The sequence below is a fragment of the Streptomyces sp. RK9 genome (assembly GCF_045070545.1).
In the GTDB taxonomy this organism is placed as follows: domain Bacteria; phylum Actinomycetota; class Actinomycetes; order Streptomycetales; family Streptomycetaceae; genus Streptomyces; species Streptomyces alboflavus.
In genome coordinates this window covers 1,896,480-1,922,664 of the sequence record NZ_CP173703.1, presented here as the reverse complement: position 1 = coordinate 1,922,664, position 26,185 = coordinate 1,896,480, and the positions used below count along the sequence as shown (strand labels likewise).

The 26,185-nt window shown below is 73.7% G+C and carries 18 protein-coding genes; 12 read left to right on the top strand and 6 right to left on the bottom strand.

The window, feature by feature from the left end; translation table 11 throughout:
* Window positions 1–44: 44 nt before the first annotated feature.
* Window positions 45–197 (bottom strand): hypothetical protein, encoded by a 153-nt coding sequence (locus tag AB6L24_RS07450; protein ID WP_190113547.1) that lies wholly within the window; start codon window positions 195–197, stop codon window positions 45–47.
* Between the two features lie 251 nt (window positions 198–448).
* Here AB6L24_RS07450 and AB6L24_RS07445 point away from each other — a divergent pair, with 251 nt between their 5' ends.
* From AB6L24_RS07445 to AB6L24_RS07400, 10 genes are all read left to right on the top strand, one after another.
* On the top strand, window positions 449–1,480 hold the full coding sequence (locus AB6L24_RS07445; RefSeq protein WP_405653457.1) for a DUF3068 domain-containing protein: 1,032 nt from the start codon (window positions 449–451) through the stop codon (window positions 1,478–1,480).
* A gap of 341 nt (window positions 1,481–1,821) precedes the next feature.
* Entirely contained in the window at window positions 1,822–2,997 is a 1,176-nt protein-coding gene (locus AB6L24_RS07440; protein WP_405653454.1) for a glycosyltransferase family 4 protein, read from the top strand.
* On the top strand, window positions 2,994–3,713 hold the full coding sequence (locus AB6L24_RS07435; protein WP_030358562.1) for a class I SAM-dependent methyltransferase: 720 nt from the start codon (window positions 2,994–2,996) through the stop codon (window positions 3,711–3,713). Before AB6L24_RS07440 ends, AB6L24_RS07435 begins: the two co-directional genes overlap by 4 nt.
* Entirely contained in the window at window positions 3,710–8,377 is a 4,668-nt protein-coding gene (locus tag AB6L24_RS07430; protein ID WP_405653452.1) for an alpha-(1->3)-arabinofuranosyltransferase family protein, read from the top strand. Before AB6L24_RS07435 ends, AB6L24_RS07430 begins: the two co-directional genes overlap by 4 nt.
* Complete coding sequence (locus tag AB6L24_RS07425; protein WP_405653449.1) at window positions 8,374–9,771, top strand: condensation protein; 1,398 nt, start codon at window positions 8,374–8,376, stop codon at window positions 9,769–9,771. Before AB6L24_RS07430 ends, AB6L24_RS07425 begins: the two co-directional genes overlap by 4 nt.
* Window positions 9,768–10,526 (top strand): class I SAM-dependent methyltransferase, encoded by a 759-nt coding sequence (locus tag AB6L24_RS07420; RefSeq protein ID WP_380857366.1) that lies wholly within the window; start codon window positions 9,768–9,770, stop codon window positions 10,524–10,526. Before AB6L24_RS07425 ends, AB6L24_RS07420 begins: the two co-directional genes overlap by 4 nt.
* Window positions 10,527–10,540: 14 nt before the next feature.
* The gene (locus AB6L24_RS07415) at window positions 10,541–11,455 is read left to right on the top strand and encodes a hypothetical protein (protein ID WP_380857485.1); all 915 of its coding nucleotides are present in this window, start codon (window positions 10,541–10,543) and stop codon (window positions 11,453–11,455) included.
* Complete coding sequence (locus AB6L24_RS07410; RefSeq protein WP_087883941.1) at window positions 11,455–11,712, top strand: Trm112 family protein; 258 nt, start codon at window positions 11,455–11,457, stop codon at window positions 11,710–11,712. Before AB6L24_RS07415 ends, AB6L24_RS07410 begins: the two co-directional genes overlap by 1 nt.
* Window positions 11,709–12,530: an FkbM family methyltransferase gene (locus AB6L24_RS07405; RefSeq protein ID WP_405653446.1), complete on the top strand. Its 822-nt coding sequence runs from the start codon at window positions 11,709–11,711 to the stop codon at window positions 12,528–12,530. Before AB6L24_RS07410 ends, AB6L24_RS07405 begins: the two co-directional genes overlap by 4 nt.
* Window positions 12,520–13,188, top strand: coding sequence for a hypothetical protein (locus AB6L24_RS07400; protein WP_405653443.1), 669 nt, complete (start codon window positions 12,520–12,522; stop codon window positions 13,186–13,188). Before AB6L24_RS07405 ends, AB6L24_RS07400 begins: the two co-directional genes overlap by 11 nt.
* 83 nt (window positions 13,189–13,271) lie before the next feature.
* Here the strand turns inward: AB6L24_RS07400 and AB6L24_RS07395 are convergent, their stop codons facing one another.
* Both AB6L24_RS07395 and AB6L24_RS07390 read right to left on the bottom strand, forming a co-directional pair.
* A complete protein-coding gene (locus AB6L24_RS07395) occupies window positions 13,272–14,171 on the bottom strand; it encodes a RimK family alpha-L-glutamate ligase (protein WP_405653441.1) in 900 nt (299 codons plus the stop codon).
* A gap of 62 nt (window positions 14,172–14,233) precedes the next feature.
* Window positions 14,234–14,548 carry a hypothetical protein gene (locus AB6L24_RS07390; RefSeq protein WP_405653438.1) on the bottom strand — a complete coding sequence of 105 codons (315 nt, stop codon included), beginning with the start codon at window positions 14,546–14,548 and terminating at the stop codon, window positions 14,234–14,236.
* 171 nt (window positions 14,549–14,719) lie between these two features.
* On the opposite strand from AB6L24_RS07390, the gene AB6L24_RS07385 reads away from it, so the two are divergent.
* Complete coding sequence (locus tag AB6L24_RS07385) at window positions 14,720–16,441, top strand: protein kinase domain-containing protein (RefSeq protein ID WP_405653436.1); 1,722 nt, start codon at window positions 14,720–14,722, stop codon at window positions 16,439–16,441.
* A 78-nt stretch (window positions 16,442–16,519) separates the two neighbouring features.
* On the opposite strand, the gene AB6L24_RS07380 is transcribed toward AB6L24_RS07385, so the two are convergent.
* Entirely contained in the window at window positions 16,520–17,815 is a 1,296-nt protein-coding gene (locus tag AB6L24_RS07380) for an acyltransferase family protein (RefSeq protein ID WP_405653434.1), read from the bottom strand.
* Window positions 17,812–20,274 (bottom strand): glycosyltransferase, encoded by a 2,463-nt coding sequence (locus tag AB6L24_RS07375; RefSeq protein ID WP_405653432.1) that lies wholly within the window; start codon window positions 20,272–20,274, stop codon window positions 17,812–17,814. Before AB6L24_RS07375 ends, AB6L24_RS07380 begins: the two co-directional genes overlap by 4 nt.
* Before the next feature lie 383 nt (window positions 20,275–20,657).
* On the opposite strand from AB6L24_RS07375, the gene AB6L24_RS07370 reads away from it, so the two are divergent.
* The gene (locus AB6L24_RS07370) at window positions 20,658–22,124 is read left to right on the top strand and encodes an acyl-CoA synthetase (RefSeq protein WP_405653430.1); all 1,467 of its coding nucleotides are present in this window, start codon (window positions 20,658–20,660) and stop codon (window positions 22,122–22,124) included.
* Between the two features lie 247 nt (window positions 22,125–22,371).
* Here AB6L24_RS07370 and AB6L24_RS07365 read toward each other — a convergent pair whose 3' ends face one another.
* Window positions 22,372–26,169, bottom strand: coding sequence for a S8 family serine peptidase (locus AB6L24_RS07365; protein ID WP_405653428.1), 3,798 nt, complete (start codon window positions 26,167–26,169; stop codon window positions 22,372–22,374).
* Between the last annotated feature and the right edge of the window lie 16 nt (window positions 26,170–26,185).

Here is a 26,185-nt window from a genome sequence, read left to right as displayed (position 1 = left end):
GGGGGCGCTCTCGGAAACGCTTTCGGAGATGGCGGCCACGTCGGTCACTGGTCCCGCTCGGGCGACTCGTAGTGCACGAGCGGCCGGTTCGGCTGGTCGGGCGTGGCGTTCAGGAGCGCCACGATGCCAAGGGCGGCGCCCACGGCGAGAGCCGCGGCAACCGCGACGGTCAGCGTGGCGGCGAGCAGTCGGTGCATACAGGGTCAGCCTCTCTGCTGGAGGTCGTCCCCACCCCGCTCCGCAGGAGGACAGTGTCGACAACGCATTGACACTGCGTCAAGGGTCCGCCTACGTTCGCGGCCCATACGGGTCAGTAACCCCGTGGAAACAGCGCCGCATCATTTCGGGCAATCCGGCGGCCGCAGCACCGCAGCAATCCCATAACTCGTCGGTAATCCAGCACAGTTGACCGACCGACCCCTGTTCGCCCTCACGGCAGGAGCGCCGGATGCGCCGTACAGCTTCGCCCTTGTCCCTGGTCCTGCTCGGCCTGGGCGCCTTTCTGCTCGTCCTGGCCCCGATGCTGGCCTGGTACGTCGAGCCGCGTGCGAAACGCACGCCCATTGATGTCGATCAGATAACGGTCTTCAAGGGGACCGGCAGCTATTTCGACACCGGAAAGATCAAAACCGTCACCGGCCAGAACCTGACGATCACCCGGCAGGTGCGCGGCGACGTCGCCGACAGCGACAAGTCGGGCCGGGCGATCTGGGACGTATCGACCTCGATCGACCCGGACAAGTCGCTGCCCGCGGCCGATCCGCACGACTCGCTCCAGTGGAGCCTGGAGCGCTGGGTGACCGACCGGAAGACGAACAAACCGGTGCATTGCTGCGGCGAGAAGCCGTACTTCGAGGGGGAGGCGTACCTGAAGTTCCCCTTCGACGTCGAGAAGCGCACCTACCTGTGGTGGGACAGCACGCTCGGCGCCACGGTGCCGCTGTCCTACCAGGGCAAGAAGAAGATCCAGGGCTACGAGGGCCTGCGCTTCACCGGCACCGTGAAGGCCGCCAAGACCGGCACCCGCCAGGTCCCCGGACGCCTCGTGGGCCAGCCCAGGCGCAGCCAGGTCATGGCCGAGGAGTGGTACGCCAACCACGGCATCGAGCTGGTCGCCGACCAGCGCACCGGCCGGATCATCTTCGCCGCCATCGGCCCCCGCAAGACCCTGCGCGCCCCCGGCGGCAAGAAGGACGTGACCGTCCTGCTCGACAGCCGGCGGATCGCGTTCAACAAGAAGACCCAGCAGTCCCAGGTGGACCTGGCGGACGACGACAGCTCCCGGCTGAAGCTGGTCGGCGAGACGTTGCCGCTGGTCACCGTGGTCCTCGGCGGGGCGCTCGCCATCCTCGGCGGGGTGCTCGTGGCGCGCGGCAGGGAGAACGACGCGAACGGCTCGGGGAGGGACGGTGAAGGACCGGATTCGATGGGTCCACATTCCGATACGTCCCCAAATTCCCTGCAACCCACCACGATGTGATGAGACGTCAGCGTCAAGAAGGGCCGAAATTGTCACCCCGGTGAGTAGCCGCACCGTTCGGTGCGGCGAAAACTGTCCACTCCACCCAGACACAGTCCCCGCACAGTCCCAGCACAACGACTGCGCAAACCACCCGGTGTTTTCCGTCCCCGGAGCACCGGAGTCCCGCCCCGCACCCCGGGACCGACCCCGGTCCCCGCAGCACCACTCGCACCACCCCGTAGCACCTCGCACCGCCCCGCACCACCGGATCCATTCGCGCCACCCGTACAACCGGGCCCCACCCCGGACCCACCCGAACTTCCCCACAGTTCCGCACCCCGAGACGAGTTGGAGCACCTATGCCCCAGCACGTGCCGTCGTCGCTGCGCCCGGTCGCATCACGGCCCGCGTGGCCCCTTCCGGCGCTCCCCCCACAGCCGCGCCGGATCGCCTTCCTCGCCCGCCGCGACCTGGGAAACCCGGCCGCAGGCGGCTCCGAACTCCTGGTCGACAAGCTGGCCGACGGACTGACCGCCGAGGGCCACCAGGTCACACTGCTGTGCGGCGGCCCCGCCGCCTACCGCGACTACCGCGTGGTGTCGGCGGGCGGCGACCTCGGCCACTACCTGCGTGCCCGGTCGGCGTTCACCCGCCAGATCGGCGACACCGACCTGCTGGTCGAGGTGTGCAACGGCATGCCGTACCTCGCCCCGCTGTGGCACCGGGGCCCCACCCTGTGCCTGGTCAACCACGTCCACACCGAGCTGTGGTCGATGCGCTTCCAGGGACCGCTCGCCCCGGCCGCGCGCCTCGGGCGGCGCCTGGAGCACTGGTCCCTCTCGGGCGCCCAGCGCGGCAACCTCCTGGTCGCCGTGTCGCCGTCCACCGCGACGGCCCTGCAGGACCTCGGCGTCGAGCCCGAGCGCATCCGCGTCGTGCACAACGGCGTGGAGGAGCCCGGGCCGCTGCACGAGCGCTCCGACGAGCCGATGTTCCTGGCCATGGGCCGGCTCGTGGAGTACAAGCGCGTCGATCTGCTGCTGCGCCTGTGGGAGCGGGTCCGCCCGGTCACCGGGGGCCGGCTCGTGATCGTCGGGGAGGGCCCCGAGCGGGCGCGCCTGGAGCGGATGGCCGGGCCCGGCGTGCAGTTCACCGGCCATGTCTCGGAGGCCGAGAAGCACCGGCTGCTCTGCGAGTCGTGGCTGCTCCTGCACCCCTCGGCCGTCGAGGGCTGGGGCCTGGTCGTCACCGAGGCCGCGGCGCGCGCGACGCCCGCGATCGGCTTCGACGTACCCGGAGTACGCGACTCCATAGAAGACGGCGTGACCGGGCTGCTCGCGCACGGCGAGAGCGCGTTCGCCGCCCACTGGTGCACGCTCGCGCTCAGTGCCGAGCGGCGCCGCGCCTTCGGCAAGGCCGCGGCGGAGCGCGCCGCGCACTTCCGCTGGTCGAACACGGTGCGCCAGTTCCGCGCGGTGGCCGCGGAGGCCGTCGCCGCGCACGAGCCGCCGGCGAAAGTGAAGGGATCTGCGTGAGGGACCCGTCGCTGCGCCGCTCCGTGACCCTGTTCCGGGCCTTCCTGCGCGAACAGCAGGAGCCGGAGAAGTGTTACGCGCTGCTCGCCCGTGACGCCGCCGACCAGGTCGAGCGGCACCTGCCCGTCAAGGACCGGGTGGTCGTCGACGTGGGCGGCGGCGGTGGCTACTTCACCGAGGAGTTCCAGCGGCGCGGCGCGCAGGCCTACCTCTTCGAGCCCGACCCGCACGAACTCGGCGCGAAGCCCCCCGAGGGCTCCGTGGTCGCCGACGGCTATCTGCTGCCGCTCGCCGACGGCGTCGCCGACGTCACGTTCTCCTCGAACGTCCTGGAGCACGTCGACGACCCCGGCACCTTCCTCAGCGAGATGGTGCGCGTCACCCGCCCCGGCGGACTCATCTACGTGGCGTTCACCAACTGGTACTCCCCCTGGGGCGGCCACGAGTGGGCGCCCCTGCACTACTTCGGCGCCGAGCGGGCCCGCGCCCGCTACGAGCGCCGCACCGGAAAACCCGCCAAGCACAAGCTCGGCGAGAACCTCTTCGCCCACCACGTCGGACCCACGCTCAGACAGGTGCGGGCCCGCGACGACGTCCAGGTCGTCTCGGCCCGCTCCCGCTACTGGCCGTTCTGGGCCGAAACGGTCGCGAAGGTCCCAGGTCTGCGCGAAGTCGCCACCTGGAACCTCCTCCTCATCCTCAGGCGGTGTCCATGACCACCACGGTCCAGTCCCCACCCCCGGCGGCCCTGAAGCCGACGGCGCCCGCGCCCGAACCCGGGCGCGGGCCGCGCTCACGGCGCTGGCTCGCCGGGTTCTGGGCCGTGGTGTTCGTGTGCTTCCTCGCCGTCAAACCGGGGCGGATGACGTTCGACACCAAGCTCGGTGTCGCCGTCGACCCCTGGCAGTTCCTCTCCGACCTCGGCCAGCTCTGGCACGACCGGGGCGGCTTCGGCGGCATCCAGGACCAGTACATCGGCTACGCCTTCCCGATGCTGCCGTACTACGCCCTCGCCGATCTCCTGCAGCTCCCGGTGTGGCTGGCCGAGCGGCTCTGGATGTCGCTGATCGTCGCCGTCGCCTTCTGGGGCGCGCTGCGGCTCGCCGAGCGCCTGAACATCGGCAGCAGCGGCTCGCGGCTGCTCGGCGCGGCCGTGTACGCGCTGTGGCCGACGTTCACCGTCGTGGTCGGCTCGACGTCGGCGGCGGCGCTGCCCGGCGCGTTCCTGCCGTGGGTCCTGATACCGCTCACCAACGACCGCGTGACCGCACGGATCGCTGCGTTCCGCTCGGCGCTCTTCATCCCGTTCATGGGCGGTGTGAACGCCGCGTCGACGCTGGCGTCACTGCTGCCCGTGGGCCTCTATCTGCTGTCGCGCCCGAACGGACCGCGCAAGCGCAAGCTGATCACCTGGTGGGTGCCCGGCGTCGTCCTCGCCACCGCCTGGTGGGTGGTGCCCCTGCTCCTGCTCGGCATCTACGGCGAGAACTTCCTGCCGTACGTGGAGAACTCGGCGACCACGACCGGCACCATGTCGGCCACCGAGACGCTGCGCGGCGCCGGTAACTGGGTGGCGTACCTGCACTTCGGTGACTCCTGGCTGCCCGCGGGATGGACCGTCGCGACCTCCGTGATCGCCATCGTCTGCTCGGCGTTCGCCGCGGCCCTCGGCCTCGCCGGGCTCGCCCGGCGCGATCTGCCGGAGCGGCGCTGGCTGGTGCTCACGGTCCTGTCCGTCGCGCTCGTCACCCTCGCCGGGTACGGCGGCGTGTTCGGCGCGCCCTTCCACGGCACCGTGCAGGACTGGCTGAACGGCGGGCTCGTCCCGTTCCGCAACATCTACAAGTTCCAGACCGGGCTCGCGCTCGCCCTGGCCTTCGGCCTGGCCCATCTGGTGGGCGTGGCGGCGCGGGCGCGCGGGGCACGGCCGGTGCGCGGGCGGCGGTACGCCCCGCTGGTGGCCGCCGTCCTCGTGATCCCGGGGCTCGCCTGGCCGTACCTCAACGGCTCGATCCTGCAGCCGGGTTCGTTCCAGAAGCTGCCCAACTACTGGGACACGACGGCCGACTGGCTGGACAAGTACTCCCCGGACTCGCGCGCCCTGGTCGTGCCCGCGACCGCGCACGGCATCTACACCTGGGGCTCCCCCATCGACCAGCCGCTCGACGTGCTCGCCGACTCCCGCTGGGCCCAGCGCGACTACGTGCCGTTCGGCACCAAGGGCAACCGGCGCGCCATGGACGCCGTCGAGCAGGCCCTCATGACCGGCGGCCAAGTGCCGGGCCTGCGCGACTACTTGACCCGCGCCGGGCTCTACTACGTCGTCGTGCGCAACGACCTCGACCCCGACCAGATCGGCTACGTCCCGACCGCGACCGTCAAGCGCACCCTGGAGGAGTCCGGGTTCAAGCGCGTCACCGGGTTCGGGCCGACCGAGACCGGCGGACGGATCGCCAATGACACGCCCGTGCAGGTCGAGGGCCTGTACCCGCGCCAGCGCGCGGTCGAGATCTACGCGCCCGGCGACGGCGCCCAGCGCCCCGGCCAGGCCGGCCTGAAGCCGGTGGCCAACACGGCCGTCGTCAGCGGCGGCCCCGAGGCGCTGCTCCCGCTGTCCGCCGACCCGGACATGAAGGACCGTCCGGCCGTCCTGACCGGCGACAACCACCCGGGCCTCGGCTCGCCGCCCGCCCTGCAGGCGGTCGGTGACGGGCTGCGCCGCACCGACACCCGCTTCGGCCTGGTCAACACCAACACCTCGTACCCGTACACCAAGGACGAGAAGAACGCGCCGGACGCCCTCCAGGACGGCGGCGAGAAGCCCCGGCAGATCCTGCCGACCAAGGGCGTCAAGCACCAGACCGTCGCGGAGCTGCGCGGCGCCAAGACCGTGACGGCGTCCAGCTACGGCAACTGGCTGTTCCACCTGCCGCAGTTCGACCCGGTGAACGCCTTCGACGGCAACCCGAACACGGCCTGGACGGAAGGCAACCCGGGCAACCCCGACAACGAGTGGATCAAGGCGGAGTTCACGGAGAAGACCGCCATCCCCTCGTCGATCAAGGTCACGCCGCTGCCGCAGCAGGGCGTGCGGTCCGCGCCGACGAAGGTCCGCGTGGAGACCGAGCAGGGCAAGGCGACCTCGTACCTGCGGCCCGACGGCCAGACGCAGCGGATCAAGGTCAAGCCGGGCGACTCCTCGTGGCTGAAGCTGACCATCCTCGACGCGCAGGTCGCCCACAAGGGCCTGACCGGCGCCGGGTTCTCGGAGATCAGCATCCCCAAGGTGCAGGTCACCAAGTTGCTGCGGATGCCCGCCGACACCGAGGGCACCGACGGCGCGGACGCCGACGCCACGACGTACTCCATGCACCGCTCGGCCGACCAGTCCGGTCTGTCGCCGGTGACCGCCGAGGCCGGGCTGCACCGCCGCTTCACCACCACGGGCGACGGCAGCTACAAGGTCAAGGCGAGCGCGGTCGCCGTCCCCGGCCAGAAGCTCGACGAGCTCCTCTACAAGGTGGCGCCCGACCAGCGCGAGCAGATCATCGCCAGCGCCGACTCGACGTCCGACCTCGGCGGCGGGCTCTCGCCCCGCAACCTGACCGACGGCGACCTGACGACCGCGTGGATCGCGGGCGACAAGCCGGTCATCCATCTGCGGTGGCCCGGCAAGGTCGCGGTCGACCAGATCGTGCTGCCGCCCGCGGGCGGACTCTCCACCCGTCCCGAGAAGATCGAGATCAGCTCTCCGGACGGCGCGGCCGTCGCGGGGGTCGACGAGAACGGCAACGCCCGCTTCGCGCCGATCACCACCGACCGCCTCGACATCACCATCACGAAGACGGCGCCGCTCACCCTGCACAACCCGGTGGCGGACGAGAAGCTGCAGCTGCCCGTCGGCCTCACCGAGGCCTACGTCCCCGCGCTCGACAAGTTCCGCACCAAGCAGCCCGACCCCGACCGCACCTTCGAACTCGCCTGCGGCGAGGGCCCGGCGGTGTCGGTCGACGGCAAGCTGTACGCGACGAGCGCCGAGGGCACCGTGCGGGACCTGGTGGACCGCAGGCCTCTCGACCTGACGCTGTGCGACGACAACAAGAAGCAGACCTCGGTGGACCTCGCCGCCGGGCAGCACCGCGTGGAGGCCGGTGACGAGGGCCCCCTCGCCGTCACCGACGTGTCCCTCACCCGCGGCACCCCGGGCGGCCTCGTCACCAAGGCCCGCGAGCTGAAGATCAAGGACTGGCTCGGCGACCGCCGCGAGGTGGCCGTCGGGGACGGCGCCGCCCAGTACCTGACGACCTACGAGAACGTCAACGACGGCTGGAAGGCCACCCTGAACGGCAAGGAGCTGCGTTCGGTACGGCTCGACGGCTGGCAGCAGGGCTGGCTCGTCCCGGCGGGCGAGGGCGGCACGGTCAAGCTCACCTACGAGCCGTCCACGGCGTACGAGGCCGGGCTCATCGGCGGTGGCGTGGGCGTCCTCGCCCTGGTGGCGCTGGTGTTCGTGCGGCGCCGCGAGCCGAACCCGGACGGGCCCGGCGTGACCCCGCCGGGACCGGGTCCGGTGCTCGGCACGGTGGTCCTCACGCTGGTGGCCGTGGTCGTCGCGGGCTGGTTCGCCGTGCTCGTGCCCGTCCTCGCGCTGCTCGCCTGGCGCCGGCACGCGCTGCTCGTCCCGATCGCGCTCGTGGCCATGGCCGGGGCCGGTATCGCCGCCGCGACCGGCGCGGGCGAGGCCGTCGCCGCCGACCAGGGGGCCTTCGGGCACACCGCTCAACTCCTCGCGTTCATCGCGCTGTTCGCGGCGCTGGTGAGCGTGCGGGAGGGGGCCGACGCACAGGGCGCGGCGGTCGCGGGTGCCGGTGCCGGTGGTCCTGGGGGTGCCGGGGATCCGTGGAGCACCGGTGGTCCTGTGGGGGCCGCGGGCTTCGGCGGTCCCGCCGTGCCCGCTGGTTCCGCAGGTCTCGCAGCTCCTGCTGGTCCCGCCGGGCCCGGGAGTTCGGGCGGAGCCACGCCCGTGCCGCCCCGGCCTCAGGGTTCCCCGGACGCCGTGACCATGCCGCTCGGGCCCGACCGGGACCTGGGCGGGCCGTCGGCGCCGCCGCTGCCGCACCGCAGGAGCGGGGATGCCATGGACGGAGGGGCCGACGGGGCTGGCGCGGCCGAGGCCGGTCCGCCCGGCGTGCCCGAGTCCGGCGCGGCCCCGGCCGTCCCCCCGTACAGCGCGGGCCCGACCCTGTCGGCCCGCGGCCCGGACCCGCTGCGCAAGGACACGCCCGAACCGGCCGACGAGGCTCCCACGGATGAGGGGACCCCCGGCCGGGGTACGCGCTCGGGTGAGGATCCGCGCCCGGGAGAGGACAACGCACCATGACCGCCCTGGAACACCCGGCCCGGCGTGCGGACGGCCCCGGCCGTCCGCCGCGCCGGGTGCCGTTCCCCGTCGTCGACGAGGTCGCCCGGCACTGCCTGCAGGAGGAGGAGCCGGAGACCGTCCACATCGAGGTGCACCTGCCGGGCACGCCGGACGCCGAGCGGCTGAAGGCTGCGTTCGGCGAGGCGCTGCGGCGCCACCCGCGCATCCTGGTGCGGGAGGCACGCGGCGCCTGGTACCGGCGGCGGTACGAGTGGGAGCTGACCGAGAGCCCCGACGTGGAGGTGGTCACGTTCCCGGCGCCGGTGCCGGACGCCCTGAAGCGGGCCAGGGAGCGCGCCCTGTGCGACGCGCCGCCGCTCACCGCGTCCCCGCCGATCCGCCTGGAGGTCGTCGCCGACGCGGACGCGGGCGGCACGTCCAGCGTGCTGTTCCTGACCATCAACCACACCGCGCTCGACGGCCCCGCCTGCCTGCGGGTGCTCGCCACCGCGGCCGAGCTGTACGGCGGCCGGGACAACGCGCCCGCCGCGCCCCCGACCCGTACGCCCGCGTCGGCGGACGGCGGGGGCGGCGCCGACGAGCCGCCGTCGGGCCTGCCTTCGCCGTGGGCCGCACCGGCCCGCGTCGCCCACGGCACGCCTGACCCCTCCCCCGGCAACGGCATGCTCGTCGCCGAGCTGCCGGTGCCGCGCCGCCCCAAGGGCGCGCCCTACACCGTCAACGACCAGCTGATGGTGGCGACCGCGCTGATGATCGCGCACTGGAACCGCGAACACGGCTCCAGGCCGCGTCCGTTGCGCATCACCATGCCCGTCGACGACCGGCCGCGCGACATGACGATGCCCATCGGCAACGGCACCCGGCTCGTCGAAGTGCCGTTCAGTGTGGGCGAGTTGGAGCCGGACGCGAGCACCGGCCGGTCGGGCCCGGGAGACCTGACTCCCGACGAGATCCACGCCCTGCTGCGCCGCACCTCCGACCGCACCCGCGCCCTCAAGGCCCTGTCGCGCCCGCAGCTCGGCCACGGCGCGACGCTGCTCACCGCGCCGGTCCTGCCGGTGACGATGCGCGCCGCCGTCACCCGCGGCCTGCGCAAAGCCGCCGGTCCGTGGACGTCGACGACCCTGCTCAGCAACATCGGGCGGGTGCCGTACGCCCTCGACTTCGGGGACGCGGGGGCGGCGACCGCCGTGTGGTTCTCCGCGCCCGCCCGGATGCCGCGCGGCCTGACCGTGACCACCGCGTCCACCGCCGGCCGCCTGCACCTGGCCCTGCGCTGGTCCCGGACCCTGCTCAGCCACGGCGACGGCGCCCACCTGCGAGACCTCTTCGAGCACTATCTGAACGCCACGCAGAACCTCCACCCGACCCCGGAGGGCAGCGGCTCATGACGACGACCAGCGCCACCCCGCGTACGGACCAGGGAGAACGCCCGCACGGACTGCGGGACTTCTACGAGAACCCGAACGTGCCGGTGGCCTCCGGCGACGCCCGCAGCCTGCGCCAGGCCCGGATGCTCGCCGCCGCCCTCGGCCCCGCGAGCGCGGGCGCCGGCGTGGTCCTCGACATCGGCTGCGGCGACGGCAGCGCGGCCCGCGTCGCCGCGCCGCTGCTCGCCGGGCACCGCGTGATCGGCGTCGACTGGTCCCAGGACGCGCTGCGCCGCGCGAGCGGCCACCTGCCGCACGTCGTGCGCGGCGAACTCACCGACGGCGGCCTGCCGTTCGCGGACGGATCGGCGGACGCCGTCCTGTTCAGCGAGGTCATCGAGCACCTCGTGGACCCCGACAGCGCCCTCGACGAGCTGCGCCGCGTCCTTCGCCCCGGCGGCCACCTGATGCTGTCCACGCCCAACCTCGCCGCCTGGTACAACCGCGGGCTGCTGCTCGCGGGCGTGCAGCCGGTGTTCTCCGAGGTGAGCCTGCGCGGCATCCACGGCCGCCCGGGGCGCGAGGTGGTGGGCCATCTGCGGCTCTACACCGCCCGCGCGCTCAGGGAGTTCGTGGCCGCGTCCGGCTTCGACGTCGTACGCCTCGCGGGCGCGCCCTTCCACGGCGTGCCGCGGCCGCTGCGCGCCCTGGACCGACTCGCCTGCTCCGTGCCGGGCGCCGCCTCCATCCTGCTGCTGCACGCGCGGAAAGCGTAGCCATGTGGTGGGGTGTGGCCGCGGCGCTGCTCGCGAACCTGCTCTACAGCACCGGCTTCGTCCTGGAGAAGCGGGCGCTCACCGCGATGCCGTCGGTCAGCGTCCGCAACCCGGCCCGGCTCCTTCGCCAGGTGATCTCCAGCCCGCTGTGGATCGGCGGTTCGCTGGCGCTCGCGGCGGGCTTCGGGGCGCAGCTGATCGTCTACCGGACGCTGCCGATCGCGGCGGCCCAGGGCATCTTCGTCTCCGGGCTCGTGCTGCTCCTGCTCCTGTCGGCGAAGCTGCTCGGCGAGCGCACGTCGGGGCGCGAGCGGTACGCGGTCGGCGCGATCCTCGTCGCGCTCCTGATGGTCGTGCTCTCCCTGAAGGAGGGCACGGACACGGTCGGCCGCGACGCGCCCGCCCCGCTCGTCCTCACGGTCTGCCTGCCGTCGCTCGCGGCCGGTCTGTGGCTGTACGCGTCCGCCGAGCGCCGCACCCGCAGCAAGCACCGCCAGCCGACGACGGGCGTGGAGTACGGCGTCGCGGTGGGCCTGCTCTACGGCGTCAGCTCGCTGGCCATCAAGGGCGTGTCCAGCCATCTGACGTCGGACGGCCTGGGTGGCGCCCTGCTCGACCTGCTGCGCTCCCCGTACCCCTATCTGCTGCTCTTCACCGGCGCGTTCGGCCTGATCATGTCGCAGGCGGCGCTCCAGAAGTGCAGGGCCTCACTGATCGTCCCGGTGTGCACGACGGTGACGTCGCTGTTCACCGCCGTGCTCGGGACGCTCGCGTTCGGCGAGGCGCTGCCCCACGACCCGGTGCGGCTCACGCTGCGGGTCGCGGGGACGGTGCTCGCGGTGGCGGTGCTCCTGGTGATGCCCAAGCACGACCCCGCACCCGCCGTTCCCGCCGAACCGAATCTGCCACCCAAGGAGCTGATGCCCTGATGAACCCCGACGACCCGCTGCTGAAGATCCTCGCCTGCCCCCTCGACAAGGGCCCGCTGGTCCTGCTCGCGCCGGAGGCGGACCTGCCCGCCGACCCGGCTCCGGAACCGGTGCCGCTGCCCGAACAGGCCCTCTACAACCCGCGGCTGCACCGCCGCTACCCGATCGTGGACGGCATCCCACAACTCCTGCCGTCCTCCGGTGAACAGGTCTCGGAGGACGAGCACGAGCGCCTGCTCAAGCTGATCTCGTCGTGACGCCCGCCCGCAAGACCCTCGCCGCCCGCGTCGCGCCCCGGCTCCCCACCCGCGCGGTGGCCGCCCTGGCCCGGCTCGTCTATCCGCGCTTCGAGCCCGAGCTGGCCCGCCTCGGCGAGCTGTGCCCGCCCGACTGCGGCACCGCCGTCGACGTCGGCGGCTGGTACGGGCCCTGGTCGCACCGGCTCGCCCGGCGGGCCCGGCGCGTGGTGACCGTGGAGCCGGTGCCGCATCTGGCGCGGCTGCTCGCGGCGGCCACGCCCGGCAACGTCCGGGTGATCCACGCGGCGGCGGGCGAGGAGCCCGGCACGGCCCGGCTCTGGCTGCCCGAGGACGACCGGGGCGACCGCGGGGTGTCCTCGCTGGTGCGCCGGGACGGCGTGCACGGCACCGCGCTCGACGTGCCGTGCCTGACGCTCGACGGCCTCGGCCTGCACGACGTGCACTTCATCAAGATCGACGTGGACGGCCACGAGCTGCCCGTCCTGCGCGGCGCCCGCGAACTCCTCGACCGGGACCGCCCGGCGCTCTTCGTCGAGCTGGAGGCCCGCATCCAGCCCATCGCCCCGGTCGTCGACCACCTCGCGGACGCGCACGGCTACCGCGGCTGGGTCCTGCCGGACGACGTCTGGCTGCCCCTGGACGCCTTCGACCTGGAGGCGCACCAGCGCGCCACGTCGTACGTCGTGACGCAGGGCCTGGTGCGGCGCGCGCTGACGCCGCGAAGGCCCCGGTACGTGAACTCGGTGCTCTTCCTGCCCGACGGGCGGCGTCCGGCCGGGCGGGCCGTGCGGGACCATGGGGTGCATGTCCGCTAGCTCCCCCGCCGGTTCCGGTCCGGGATCCCCGCGTCCGCCCGGCCCGTTCACGCCCCTCGACTTCCAGCTGGTCCTGCTGCGCCGCATGGCCGACCACAACCCGGACCTCGTCGAGGACGCCCGGCACGCGCTGGGCACCTCCGTCGCCGACATGCGCGAGGCCAACCGCCGCTGGCAGGCGATGCTGCACGCGCGCAAGGGGCGCGCGGCGGTCTCCCGGTACCGCTCGGTCCTCGGCGCGCCCGAGACGACGATCCCGCGGAAGATCGGCGATCTTCAGTGCGAGGCGCTGCTCTGGCCGGTGCCGCTCTGGCCCGACCTGCGCTTCGAGGTGCTGCTCGGGCCGAACGCCGCGGTGTGGAACATGGGGGCACCTCCCATGCTTTCAGAGCTATGGGGGAGGCTGATCCGCGCCCCCGGCGCGCCGGGCCCCGAGCTGCGCACCCTCGCCGACCTCACGCCCTGGTCGTGCACCGTCGACGAGGCCGCCCGCGCGTTCGCGCCCGCACGCCCGATGGAGGGCACGGCGCCGACGCGGTGGCGGCTGGCGTTCACCGCGCCGGAGGCGGGTCCGGGCGGGGAGCCGGGGGAACGGCGGCGCTGTGTCGCGGAGTTCACGTGGGGGCTGTTGCAGCGCCTTTCGTTCCCTGAGGGGTGAGGCGGGGCGCCGGGCGGGGTCCGGGACGGCGGGTCGGCGGGGCAGCGGGGTGCCGGATCGGCGCGGACCGCCGGGCTCCCGGCCTACTGGGCGGCGGCCTTGAGGATCAGTTCCGCGACCCGGGGCGGCGAGTCCGGGTGGAAGCGGAGGAAGAGGTTGGGCTCGACGAGTTCGAGCTCCATGACGCGCGGGTCGTCGCCGGGACCGCCCTCGCCCGTCGCGCCGTCCCCGTCCACGAGGTCCACGCGCGCGTACAGCAGCTCGGGCGAGCCGGGTATCGCCGCCAACGCCCGCTCCGCGACGTCGAGTTCGGCGTCGGTGGGGCGCCAGGGCCGCGGGTCGGGGTGGGACACCTTGTCGGCGTCGAACGCGGTGCCGGGCGCGAGCACCGCGCCCTTGCGTATGGCGTGCTGGAACTGGCCGCCGACGAAGACGAGGGCGCGCTCGCCGGTGACGTCGATGTGCCGCATGTAGGGCTGCACCATGGCGGTGAAGCCCTCCTCGTGCAGGCGGGCGACGTGCGCGCGGGCGGCGTCCCGCTCGTCCGCGCCGTACCTGGCCGCGTACCGCGCGCCCGCCCCGGAGGTGGGTTTGACGACGAACTCCCGGTCGGCGGGCGGGAGTTCGCCGTCCTCGCCGGGCGCGCGGTAGGCCGTGGGGACGGTGGGCACACCGGCCGCGGCCAGCTCGCCCAGGTACCGCTTGTCGGTGTTCCAGCGCACGACGTCCGCGGGGTTGGCGAGGCGGGTGAGCCGGGCGCACCGCTCGGCCCAGGCCACGTACTCCTCGGCGCGCCAGCTGTAGTCCCAGGTGGAGCGGATCATCGCGAGGTCGAATCCGGCCCAGTCGACGCCGGGGTCGTCCCAGCCGACGATCCGGACCTCGGCGCCCGCCTCGCCGAGGGCGCGTGCGAGGACCGGCAGGTCGTGGTCGTACTCGGGCTGCGGTCGGCGGGTGACGAGCGCGATGCGGGGGCCGGTCACGGGGACTCCTTCTTCGTACGCGAGCAGAGCCCCCGCAGGCTAACAACCCGGCCCCGTCCGCCTCAGAGGACGAAGACGCTCTGCGCGGTCTCCGTGCTGTACGTCTCGCCCGGGTGCACGAGCCACTCGACCGGGCCCGCGCAGTCCGGCCCCGAGTGCACCTCGGCGATGGCGTCGGTGTAGTTGCTGACCGAGGTCGGGAACCAGTCGACGGGGTAACAGCCGCTCGGGTTCTCATGAGCCTCACCGCTGATCACGAGCACCCCCTCCGCCGCGTACGCCGAACCCGGCACGGAGAGCGCCAGGGTCGCGGCGGCCGCGCACACCCCGAGCACCCTGGCCACCTTGGCCATGCGCCGTCGCCCCACGCGTGTCATACGTGTACCCCTCCCGCCACACGGGCCGCTCCGACGCGCCCCGACAGGACACTCACCGTAATGGATCAGGCACGCCTTGTGACGAGCGTGCGGGAGCGGCCGCGGCCCGGGGGCGTGCGCCGCGCACGGCCCAATCACGGGGCGGGGGAAGGGAGTTCGTATGATGCGCCCATGGCAAGCACGGGGGAACTGGTCGCCGGACGCTATCGCATCGAGGCGCGGCTCGGCCGCGGCGGCATGGGCACCGTGTGGCGCGCGCGGGACGAACTCCTCGGGCGGGCCGTCGCGGTCAAGGAACTGCACGTCGACGACGCGCTGACCCCCGAGGACGCGCAGCGCCAGCAGGAGCGGACGCTGCACGAGGCCCGGTCGGTGGCGCAGGTGAAGCACCCGGGCATCCTCGTCCTGCACGACGTCGTGCGGTACGAGGAGCGGCCCTGGCTGGTGATGGAGCTGATCGACGGCTGGTCGCTCGCCGACCGGATGGCGGCCGAGGGGCCGCTGCCGCCCGCGGAGGCGGGCCGGATCGCGCTCGCGCTCCTCGGCGCGCTGCGGGCCGCGCACACGGCCGGGGTGCTGCACCGCGACCTGAAGCCCGCGAACGTGCTCCTGGAGGCGGAGACAGGACGCGTCGTCCTGTCCGACTTCGGCATCGCGCAGGTCGCGGGACAGACGCGGCTCACGCAGACCGGGGCGTTCGTGGGCTCGCCCGAGTACACCGCGCCGGAGCGGATGTCGGGCGAGCGATCCGGCCCCGCGTCCGACCTCTGGTCGCTCGGGGTGCTGCTGTGCGCGGCCGTGGCGGGCGAATCCCCGTTCCACCGGGACTCGGTGGCCCAGGTTCTGCACGCCGTCGTCCTCGACGACATCACCCTGCCCACCGCCCTCGGCCCCCTCCTCCCGGCGGCCCAGGGCCTCCTGCACCGCGACCCGCACCGACGCCTCACCACCACCACGGCGGAACAGGCCCTCCGCGCGGCCTTGGGCGCCCCGCCGACCCACCCCGCCGGCAGCACGCCTGCCGCCTCCTCCTCCACGCCCGCCCAGCCCGTGGGCGGCTGGTCCGCCCAGGGGGCGATGGGGGTCCCCCCTGCTCGAGCGGAGCCGAGAGCTTGGGGGAGGGCGGGCACGGGCGGACCCCGCGGCGCCGGGCAACCCACCCTCCGTAACCCCGGCCCCGGCCGACGCTCCCGTACAGCCATAGCCTCAGCCACCGCAGCCGCGATCCTCGCCACAGGCGGCATAGCCACAGCGGCCTGGCTCCTGGCCTCGAACGGCGACGACTCCGGCGACCGCGCCGAACGCACAGCCGAGGCCGCGGACAAGAAGGACGTGCCACCGCCCAAGAACGACCCGGACACTCCGGACAACCCCCCGGCCGAGGATCCGGCGGACGACGCGGCCGAGTCCCCGACCGAGCCCTCCGCCGAAGCCGAGCCCAAGCCCGAGCCCCCCGCGGGCTACCGCACGGTGAACGACCCCGCCGGCTTCACGCTCACCGTCCCCGACGGCTTCACCCGCTCCCCCGAACCCCCTCGCGTCTACTACTACTCCGCCGCCAAGAGGTTCCGCATCGGCGTCCACCCCCAGCCCAAGGCCCCCGACGGCCCGTACACGGTGATGCGCAAGGCCCACCTCAAGGGCCCATCGAACTACCCCGGTTACCGCACCGGCTCCGTCACCCGCACCACCCACAAGGGCCGCCCCGCCGCCCTGTGGACCTTCACATGGAACGGCGCGACCGCCGACGGCGGCCCCCGCGTCACGTACGACCTGAGCTGGAACGAGAACGGCAGGATGCACGACGTGTGGGTCTCGGCGCCCGCGAAGAACCGCGCCCTGGGCAAGCAGTACTTCGACCGGGCGCTCGCCTCCTTCAAGCCGACCCACTGACGCCCCCGCCGCGCACCCCGCGGTGAACTCATGCGAACAGGAAAGCAGTTGTTCCCCGGGGAGGCGGCGCCGTCATGTTCAGCCCCGGTGCGCCCGGCCCCGCTCCGGATAGAACTCGCGCGGAGCGCCCCGCGCGTCCCGGGCCCGGCCGAGCAGGCCCGCCGGGTACTCGACGAGCCAGTAGCTGACCGCCCCCGCGGCCAGCGCCACGGCGAGCACGATCAGCGTCCCGGCCGCGAAGCCGAGCGGACCGCGCGGCAGCAGCCCCCACCCGTCCAGCTCCAGCATCACCGGCTCGTGCCAGATGTAGAGGCTGTAGCTGATCAGGCCGACGCCGGTCACCCAGCGCGCCCGCAGCGCCCCGCGCCACCACGTCCGGCGGCTGTCCCGCTCCCGGGTCCGCAGCGTCGCGTACAGCAGCACGGACCAGAGGAGCGCGGCCGACGGATGGTAGTAGGTGTACGCGATGTCGCCCGGGTCGGCCGCGTACGAGAGGCCGTACACGCCGCCGAAAGCCGCGAGCGCCACCGGCCCCGCGACCCGTGCGTCGAGCCGTCCGCGCTCCCCGAGCGCCACCAGGAGCACGGCGAGCGCCATGCCCGCCGCGAAGCCGCCGAAGCGGGCCTGCGGGCCGAAGTACACCGGCCAGTCGGTGTACGGCACGTCGAGGACGTGGTGCGCGACCGCGATCCACAGCACCGGCGCCACGAACAGCGTCCCGCAGCCCGTCAGGCACAGCGCCACCCGCGCCCGGCGCGTGGCCAGGCGGCGGCAGGCCCGGATCGCGAGCGGCCCGAGGGCCACCAGGGCCAGGTAGAAGGCGACTTCGAGAGAGAGCGACCAGGTCGGGCCGAGGGTGTAGAAGATGCGTTCGCGGTCGAGGACGTGGGTGAAGGTGAGGTGGCCGAGCAGATCGCGCCAGTCGCCGGGCAGGGCCGGGTTGCGGGTCGACCAGACGAGCAGGACCGCGAGGAAGTACACCGGCAGGATGCGGATCGCCCGCCGGAACAGGAAGTCCCGGCCCGAGCGCACCCCGCTCCCCTCGGACAGCGGCGCGTCCGGTCCGTCGATGGCCGCGCGGGCGTAGGACAGCGTCAGCAGGTACGCCGACATCACGAAGAACAGGTCGATGACTTCGAGGGAGAGCAGCGCGCCCAGGTACGGGTTCTCGACCGGTGGGTGCGCCCCGGCGGCGTCGTACGTGTAGTACTGCTGCCACACGTGGAAGACGACGGTGCTGAGGGCGGCGAGGCCGCGCAGGCCCTGGAGTTCGACGGCGCGGGCCCGGGCGGGTCCGCGGGTGCGGGGCGGGGCCGGGAGGGGCTCGGCCGGGAGGGGCGTCTCCTTCGTGAGCGTGGGCGCGGGCGTCCTCATGAGGCCTCCGCGTCCGCCGCGGCGGCGCGCGGCGTGACCCGCCACTGCCGCTCCCCCAGCGCCTCCTTCAGATGCGCCTGCCGGGCCACGAGGTTCTTGAAGTGGGTGTAGAAGACCGTGGTGACGAGGAGATAGCGCCAGAACCAGGCCTTCCTGCGGCGCAGTTCGGGCACCGCGAGCCGCCACGCGAAGGCGGCCTGCACCACCCCGGCGGACAGCGTGACCGCCGCCGCGAGCAGGCACACCGGCACCGCCCAGTCGAGCTTGTCCGCGCCGCCCGCGCGCCACGCGGCGTGCAGCAGCACCGGCAGGATCTGCAGGGTCAGCCAGGGCTGCACCTCACGCCACCCCAACAGGACCCACAGGCCGGTCTTCTGACGGAGTGTGAACCGATCCGACCGCAGCGCCGCGCGCAGGTGCCGCAGCGACACCTGGAGCCAGCCCTGCGCCCAGCGCGAGCGCTGGTTCCACAGCGGCCGCAGCGTCGTCGGGGCCAGCTCGCGCGAGATGAGGGTGCGGTCCATGGCGATGCGGGCACCCGCGCCGAGGGCCCGCATGGTGGAGTCGATGTCCTCGGTGAGCATGGAGCCGTGCATGCGGGTGCGGGCGAGGAGGTCGGTGCGCCAGAAGCCGTTGGAGCCGCCGAACACCCCGAATCCGTACAGGCGGGTGCGGCCCGGGTGGCTCACCGCGTAGATGGCCTCGAACTCGACGGCGACCGTGCGCGCGACCCACGAACTGTCGCCGTTGCGCACCACGCAGTGCCCCTGGACGACGTCGTAGCCGTGGGACAGCCAGTCCCAGGCGTGCCGGAACGCGTCCGGCGCCGGGTGGTGGTCGGCGTCGAAGACGCCCACGAACTCGCCGCGCACCCGTGTCACGGCCGCGTTCAGGTTCTGCGCCTTGGACGTGGAGCCCGCCACGGGCAGCAGCACGAGCCGGGGATCGCGGCGCGCCACCTCGCGCAGGGTGTCCTCGACGGGCAGCGGGTGCGGGGTGTTGTAGGCGAGGACGATCTCCAACTCGCCCGGGTACTCCAGGCGCAGGAACGACTCGACGGTGTCGACGATCGTGGCCGCCTCGTTCGGCAGGTACGCCGCGATGACCGCGCTCGCGGTCGGGTACGGCTGCGCGGCGGCGGCCGGACGCGCGGGGGCGTCCAGCGCGAACAGGCACTCCAGGACGATGAGCAGCGCCGACGCGACGAGCCCCGCGACGACGACCCAGTAGGCGTACGCGGCCACGTCCACGCCGAGACGGTCGTACGCCTGCTGGTAGAGCAGAAACGGTACGCCGACGCCGAGGAGCAGCATCAGGACGGGCGAGAGGAGCGGGGTGAGCGCGGCGCGCAGGGTGCCGAGGCCCGCGCGGGCGCGGGCGTGCCGGGGTCCGTCCTGCGGCTTCGCCCGCATCCACGGCTGCCAGCGCACCGGCCGCAGGTCGCGGTGGCGCAGGGCCTCGTCGGTGGCCTCGCGGGCGCTGCGGGCGGCCGCCTCGTGGCCGCCGGAGTCCTCGTACGCGGTGAGCGGGGTGAAGCCGATGGCCGGGGTGAGCCGGACGTTCTCGTCCGCGACGACGAAGCGGGTGCCCGCGACGGACGCCGCGAACGCCGCGAGGTCCTGCCGCGCGCTCTCCTCGTCGACGCCGGGCATGAGGACGAGCAGATGCCCGTCGTCGTCCCAGCCGAGCCGGTCGCAGACGTTCCCGAGGCCGCCTCCCGCGCGGGCGGGCGCTGTACCGGACACGACCTGCGCGAGCCGCTCGGCGACCTCCCGGTGCACGCGCGGCCCGAGCCGCTTCTCCAGGGCGGGCATCTCGGCGACCCCGACGACGGCGAGGACACCGCCGCGCCGCGCGGCCGCGGGCCTGCACAGCTCGCGGTCGAGCTCGTCCATGAAGTGCGGCCCTGAGTAGAGCCCGGTCCGCGGGTCGCGCAGCAGCTGCTCCACCGGTACGGGGACGCGGTGCAGCTTCGCCGCGATGCGCGCCGACAGTTCGACGGGCGCGCAGCCGCTCGGCAGGCAGTCGTCGGCGCCCCGCCGCAGCAGGTCGGCGACGGCGGCGGGTTCGCGCGCCGCCGCGCCCACCAGGACCAGCGGCAGCGCCTGCCCGGCCGGCTCCGACCGCACCTCCGTGACGACGTCGCCCCCGGGGCACCGCCCGCCGGGACCGTCGTCGAGCGCGACGATGGCGTCCGGCGGGGTCTGGCGTATGTGCGGGTGTATACGGCCGGGGACGGTGTGGTCGACCTCGTAGCCGCTCGACTCCAGGGTGCGGGTGAGCTGTTCGCGCCCCGGGCCCGGGGCGGCGACGGCGAGGATGCGGCCGGGGGCATGCGGGGACGGGGGCGTGGATAGGTTGGGGGTGCCCGAGGGCGTGGCCGGTGCGGGGGCGGTAGGGGTTGTTGTCGGAGTGGATCCGGATGAAGAGTACGAAGTGAGCAAAGTGGGTGGTCCCATCCTGTTGCGGATTGTGGGGGGAGGACCGGTTGAGTCGACCGGGGCACGGGCCGCGGGCTGTCGCGCCGCGGCTGCGGGCGCTGTTGACTTGTCGATCGCCGAACTGTCCCTCGGAGCAGGGGTGAACTGCCCGTCGGAACAGGGACGGACAGCGCCTCGGGCCAAGGGCGGACAGCGCCTCGGACCAGGAGCGGACAGCCCCTCGGACCAGGGACAGACAGCCCCTCGATCCGGAGACGGACAGCTCCCTCGGACCAGGAGCGGACAGCCCCTCGGACCAGGGGCAAACGGCCACTTCAGCCTCAACGATCACTGTGACACCGCACCTTCGGCGGCGTAACGCTCTCATTAAGTCGCCGTGCACACACCGAGGAGTACGACCCGTGGATTCCGAGCCCCTCTTCCCCGCCCTGGCCGCGCCGGGCCCCGCCCCCGCCCTGACCTTCGGCGACCGCACCCTGACCTACGCCGACCTGGCCGCCGCCACGGCCGCCCTCGCCGCCCGCCTCACCGCGGCGGGCGCGACCCGCGTCGCCGTCTGGGCCACCCCGACCCTGGAGACGGCGGTGGCCGTGGTGGCGGCGCTGCGGGCCGGGGTGCCCGCGGTGCCGCTGAACCCTAAGTCGGGGGCGGCGGAGCTGGGTCACATCGTGGCGGACAGCGAGCCGTCGCTGGTGCTCGCGGGGGCGGGGGACGAGTTGCCCGAGGCCCTGGCGGGGTTGGGGCGGGTGGATGTGCGGGCCGAGCTGGACGCCACGGACGCCTCCCCGTACACCACCACCCTGGACCCCTCCTCCCCCGCCCTCATCGTCTACACCTCAGGCACCACCGGCCCCCCGAAGGGCGCCGTCCTCTCCCGCCGGGCGATCTCCTCCACCCTGGACGCGCTGGAGGACGCCTGGCAGTGGACGGACGCCGACGTCCTCGTGCACGGCCTGCCCCTCTTCCACGTGCACGGCCTGATCCTCGGGATCCTCGGCCCGCTGCGGCGCGGCGGTTCGGTGCGGCACCTGGGCAGGTTCAGCACCGAGGGCGTGGCCCGGGAGCTGGCCACCGGCGGGACCATGCTGTTCGGGGTGCCGACGATGTACCACCGGATCGCCGAGGCGCTGCCCGACGAGCCCGAGCTGGTGAAGGCCCTGTCCGGGGCGCGGCTCCTGGTCTCGGGATCGGCGGCGCTGCCCGTCCACGACCACGAGCGGATCGCGTCGGCGACGGGGCGGCGGGTCGTCGAGCGGTACGGCATGACGGAGACGCTGATGAACACCAGCGTCCGCGCGGACGGCGAACCGCGCGCGGGCACCGTCGGCGTGCCGCTGCCCGGCGTCGAACTGCGCCTCGTCGACGAGGCGGAGGCCGAGATCCCGGGCGACGCCGGGCCCGAGGCGGTCGGCGAGATCCAGGTCCGCGGCCCGAACCTCTTCACGTCCTACCTCAACCGGCCCGACGCGACCGAGGCCGCCTTCGCCTCCGGCGGGTGGTTCCGCACCGGGGACATGGCCGTGCGGGACGCCGACGGGTACGTCCGTATCGTCGGGCGCAAGGCGACCGACCTCATCAAGAGCGGCGGCTACAAGATCGGCGCGGGTGAGATCGAGAACGCGCTCCTCGAACACCCCGGCGTCCGCGAGGCCGCCGTCACCGGCGAGCCGGACCCCGACCTCGGCGAACGCGTCGTCGCCTGGATCGCCCCCGCGGACCCGGCCCTGCCTCCGACCCTCGACGACCTGGCCGCCCACGTCGCCGCCCGCCTCGCCCCCCACAAGCGGCCCCGCGCCCTCCACCTCGTGGACGCGCTGCCGCGCAACGACATGGGGAAGATCCTGAAGCGGGCGCTGGGGAAGGGCTGAGGGGCGGGGCCCTGCCGGGGGCTCCCCGATCCCACCCCTTCCCGTAACTGGGGCTCCGCCCCAGACCCCGCTCCTCAAACGCCGGAGGGGCTATATATCTCGCCGGTGCGGGCCAGGTTCTGGCCCGCACCGGCGAAGTTCTAGCCCGTCCGGCGATTGAGGACGAGGCGCGAAGCGCCGATCAGCGGGGGTCCAGGGGCGCAGCGCCGGTTTCGGAGAAGGGGTGGGACTGGGGCCCCCGCGAGGGCTACCGCACCCCCACCCCCCGCAGGATCTCCTGGGAGACCGACCCGCCCCGGTCATCCCGTACGGACGCCCGGAACGAGATCGCCTCCGCGTCGCCGGGGACCTTCAGCTTGCCCGTCCAGGCGGGGGAACGGCCGTCCCGGGAGAGGTGGACTTCGCGCCAGGACTTGCCGTCGTCGTAGGAGACCGACAAGGCCGCGGCTCCGATGCGCCCCGTGGCGGTGGCGCCCCGGACGTACTCGGCGGAGATGCCGACCGGCACGGTGCGGCCGCCGCGGACGTCGCCGGAGAGGTCCGTGGGGACGTCGAAGGCGAGGTTGAGGAGGGGCAGGAAGGTCTTGCGGTCGGCGGGGGCGCGGGCGGAGCGGAAGGTCCACTCGGAGTGGGCCTTGGTGGCGAGGCGCCAGCGGGCGGGGTTCAGGGTGGTGTCGGTGACGAGTTTGTAGGGGCGTTCGTCGGGGGCCGCGCCGGTGACGTAGACGCCGGAGCTGGTGCGGCGGTCGACGAGTTGGCCGTCGGCGTAGACGGCGGTGGTCTGGGCCAGGGAATCGTCGTTCCAGACGTCGCCGAAGCCGGTGTGGTCGGGCCCGGAGTCGCCCCAGCCGGGCGCGTTGAAGTCGAGGTTGTCGCCGCTGCGCTGCTGGCCCCAGCCGAGCCCGGTGCCGAGCCAGGGGTGCCAGACCGGCTTGAACCAGTTCAGCGGGGTGCGCTTGCCGGGGCGGTAGTCGACGAGGCCGCTGCGCTGTTCGACGGCGTCGGGGCCGTAGTGCAGCGACTCGTGCCAGCGGCGGCCCTTCCCCGCGGCCACGTAGTCGGTGCGGGTGGCGGGGTAGGAGATCCGCTCCGGGAAGCCGAGGCCGACCTCGAAGGTGTCGGTGAGGGAGTAGCGGAACTCGCCGCCGGGTTCGGTGCGGCGGGTCGGGGCGTGGAACTTGGTGGGGATGACGGCGAGTTCGCGGGTGTGCGGGCGGTACGTCAGGTCGCGGGACGGGATCGCGCCCGCGTGGCCGTCCTCCAGGTCGTAGACGTAGGGCGGGTACGGGGTGGCCTCGGTCTCGACCGAGCGGCCGCGCCGGGCCGCGTCCCGCAGCTTCGCCCCGTCCGCCGCGTTCACCGTGGCGATCACCAGCGGCCGGTCCGCGTTGTCGTCCGTGCCGAACCAGGCGTTCAGGCGGCCCGGCACGCCGTCGGTCACGAACAGCGCCTTCGCGCCCGCGTCCTGCGCGGCCTGCGCGAGCCGGGGAGGGGAGGGTTGACCGGCCGCGCCCGTGCGCGTGACCACAACCGCCTTGCCCCGTACGTCCTTTCCTTCGTACGCGGCCGGTGAGCCGTCGCCCGCGTCCACGAGCTTCAGCCGGGAGCGGCCCTCGCCGAGGGTGGAACCGGGCTGCGCCACGGCCTCGCCGACGCCCTCGACGTCGAGGAGCGGCTTGCCGAGGCGCCACACCGTGCGGTACTCGAAGCGCCCTTCGGCCACCTTCGGCGTCGGCGCGGCGAACACGCTGTCGTACTTCACCGGCACCTGCACGGCCCCCTGGTAGGCGGAGCCGTTCGCCGTGCGGTCGTACTCCATGACGAGCTGGCGGGTCTCCGTGCTGCGCGGCACCCTGGCGGTGATCTCCCGCAACGCGCGGGCGTCCAGGGTCACTTCGCGGTCGCGGTCCAGGGTGATCTCGGGCGCCGCGAGGAAGCCGATGCCGAGGGAGTCCTTGCCGTGGGCGCCGCGCACGTCGAGGAACGAGGACAGGGCGTACGACCCGGGCTTCAGGCGGAGCTTCAGCTCGCCGGAGTCGCCCACCGCCGCCGGGTAGGGGTCGGCGTTCTCCGTCAGGGGCTGCACGACCAGGTCGGCGGGGGTCGCGGCGCCGTCGCGGTCCTTGACCTTGACGGTGAGCGTGTACCGCTCCTCCTCCTTGACCAGGCCGAACGCCGTCCGCGCGACCTCCTTGCCGCCCGCGCTCGCCACCACCGCGCCGCTGGTGGACCCGACGGGCGCCTTCGCCCCGTCGCCGGTCACGGTCGTCGAGGCGGTGCCGTGCGCGGGGACAGTCAGCTTGGCGTCGGCGAGGGTGGCCACGCCGTCGGCCGCTCCCCGCGCAGCAAGGGTCAACTCGACCGGTTCGGCCGAGGAGTTGGTGTACGTCAGCTTCCTCGTCACCGGCTTGTTCTCCGCGTACGGCCAGCGGTAGAAGCCGAAGTCGGCGCCGCCCGTCGCGGTGACCTTCGCGTCGATCGCCTGCGGCACGTCGACACGGCCCGCGCCCAGCTCGTACACGGACGCGTCGAGGCCGTGGGACGTGGACATCAGGGCGTCCTTGAGCTGCTGTCCGCTCCAGTCGGGGTGACGCTCGGCGAGCAGCGCGGCGACGCCCGCGATGTGCGGGGTCGCCATCGACGTACCGCTCATGGAGGTGTAGTAGCCCTGCCCGGACGTGAGTTGGGAGCGGGCGGCGAGGATGTCGACGCCGGGGGCGGACAGGTCGGGCTTGAGGGCGTTGTCGCCGGCGCGCGGGCCCTGGCTGGTGAAGTACGCGGCCTTGTCGGCGGAGTCGACGGCGCCGACGGTCAGCGCGGAGTCGGCCGCGCCGGGCGAGCCGATCGACGAGGGCGCGCCGGTGTTGCCCGCCGCGACGACGAAGAGCGCGCCGGTGTCCTTGGTGAGCGTGTTGACGGCGGTGGCCATCGGGTCGGTGCCGTCGCTGGGTTCCCGCGAACCGAGGCTCATGGACACGATCTTGGCGTCGATGTCCTTCGCGGCCCACTCCATGCCCGCGATGATCTCCGACTCGCTGCCGAAGCCCTCGTCGCTGAGCACCTTGCCGACGGCGAGGTCCGCGCCCGGCGCGACCCCCTTCTCCTTGCCGTCGGACGCGGCGCCGCTGCCGCCGACCGTGGACGTGACGTGGGTGCCGTGGCCGCCGCGGTCGGCGACCTCCTGGCCCGGGATGAAGCTCTTCGTCGCGCCGACGCGGCCCTTGAGGTCGGGGTGCGTGAGGTCGGCGCCGGTGTCGAGGACGGCGACCTGCACGCCCTTGCCGGTGAGCCCGGCCTCCCAGGCCTTGGGCGTGCCGATCTGGGCGTTGCTCTCGGCCAGGTCGGCCTCGACCCGGCCGTCGAGCCGGATCTGCGCGATGCCGCCGCCGAAGCGGCGCCCGCTCCCCCGTGCCGCGTCGCCGTCGGCCACGGTGACGGACCGCCAGAACGCGGTGCCCTTGGCCGTCTTGAGCGCGGTGGCGCGCGCACTCGGCAGCGAACGGACCTTGTCCGCGCCGCGCGGAGTGCGCGCGTCCACCGCGCCGCGGGACGTGTCGTACGTGACGATCAGCGGCGTCGTCGCCTTCGCACCGCCGCGGTCCCCGCCCTGCCGCAGCAGCTCCGTCACGTCGAAGAGGCGCTCGTCCAGGACGCCCGCGCGCAGATAGGGCCGCGCCTCGTCCGGTACGACGGTGACGTGGCCGTCGGTCACGGAGGTGCGGACGGCTCCGCTCGCGCCGCGCGGCCGCTCCACCGTGACGGTCTGCTTGCCGCCGCCGAGCGGGGTGACGGTGACCTCGTCGCCGGTGATGAGGGGGACGGTCCTGGGGGCCGTCGCGGGTGCGGACTTGCCTCCGCCGCGCGGCTGTTGGGCTTTGCCCGGGGCGCTCTCGGCGGCCGCCGGGGTGGCGGTCGCGGCCAGGGAGGCGGGGAGCAGGGCGAGGGCGAGAGCGGCGGGCAGGAATCGGAGCCGGGCCGCGCGGGCTCTTCGGCCGCCGGGGGCACTTCCTCTTCGTCGTCCTGGGGCGCTTCGGGGTCTCGGCATCAACGCGACCTCTCTT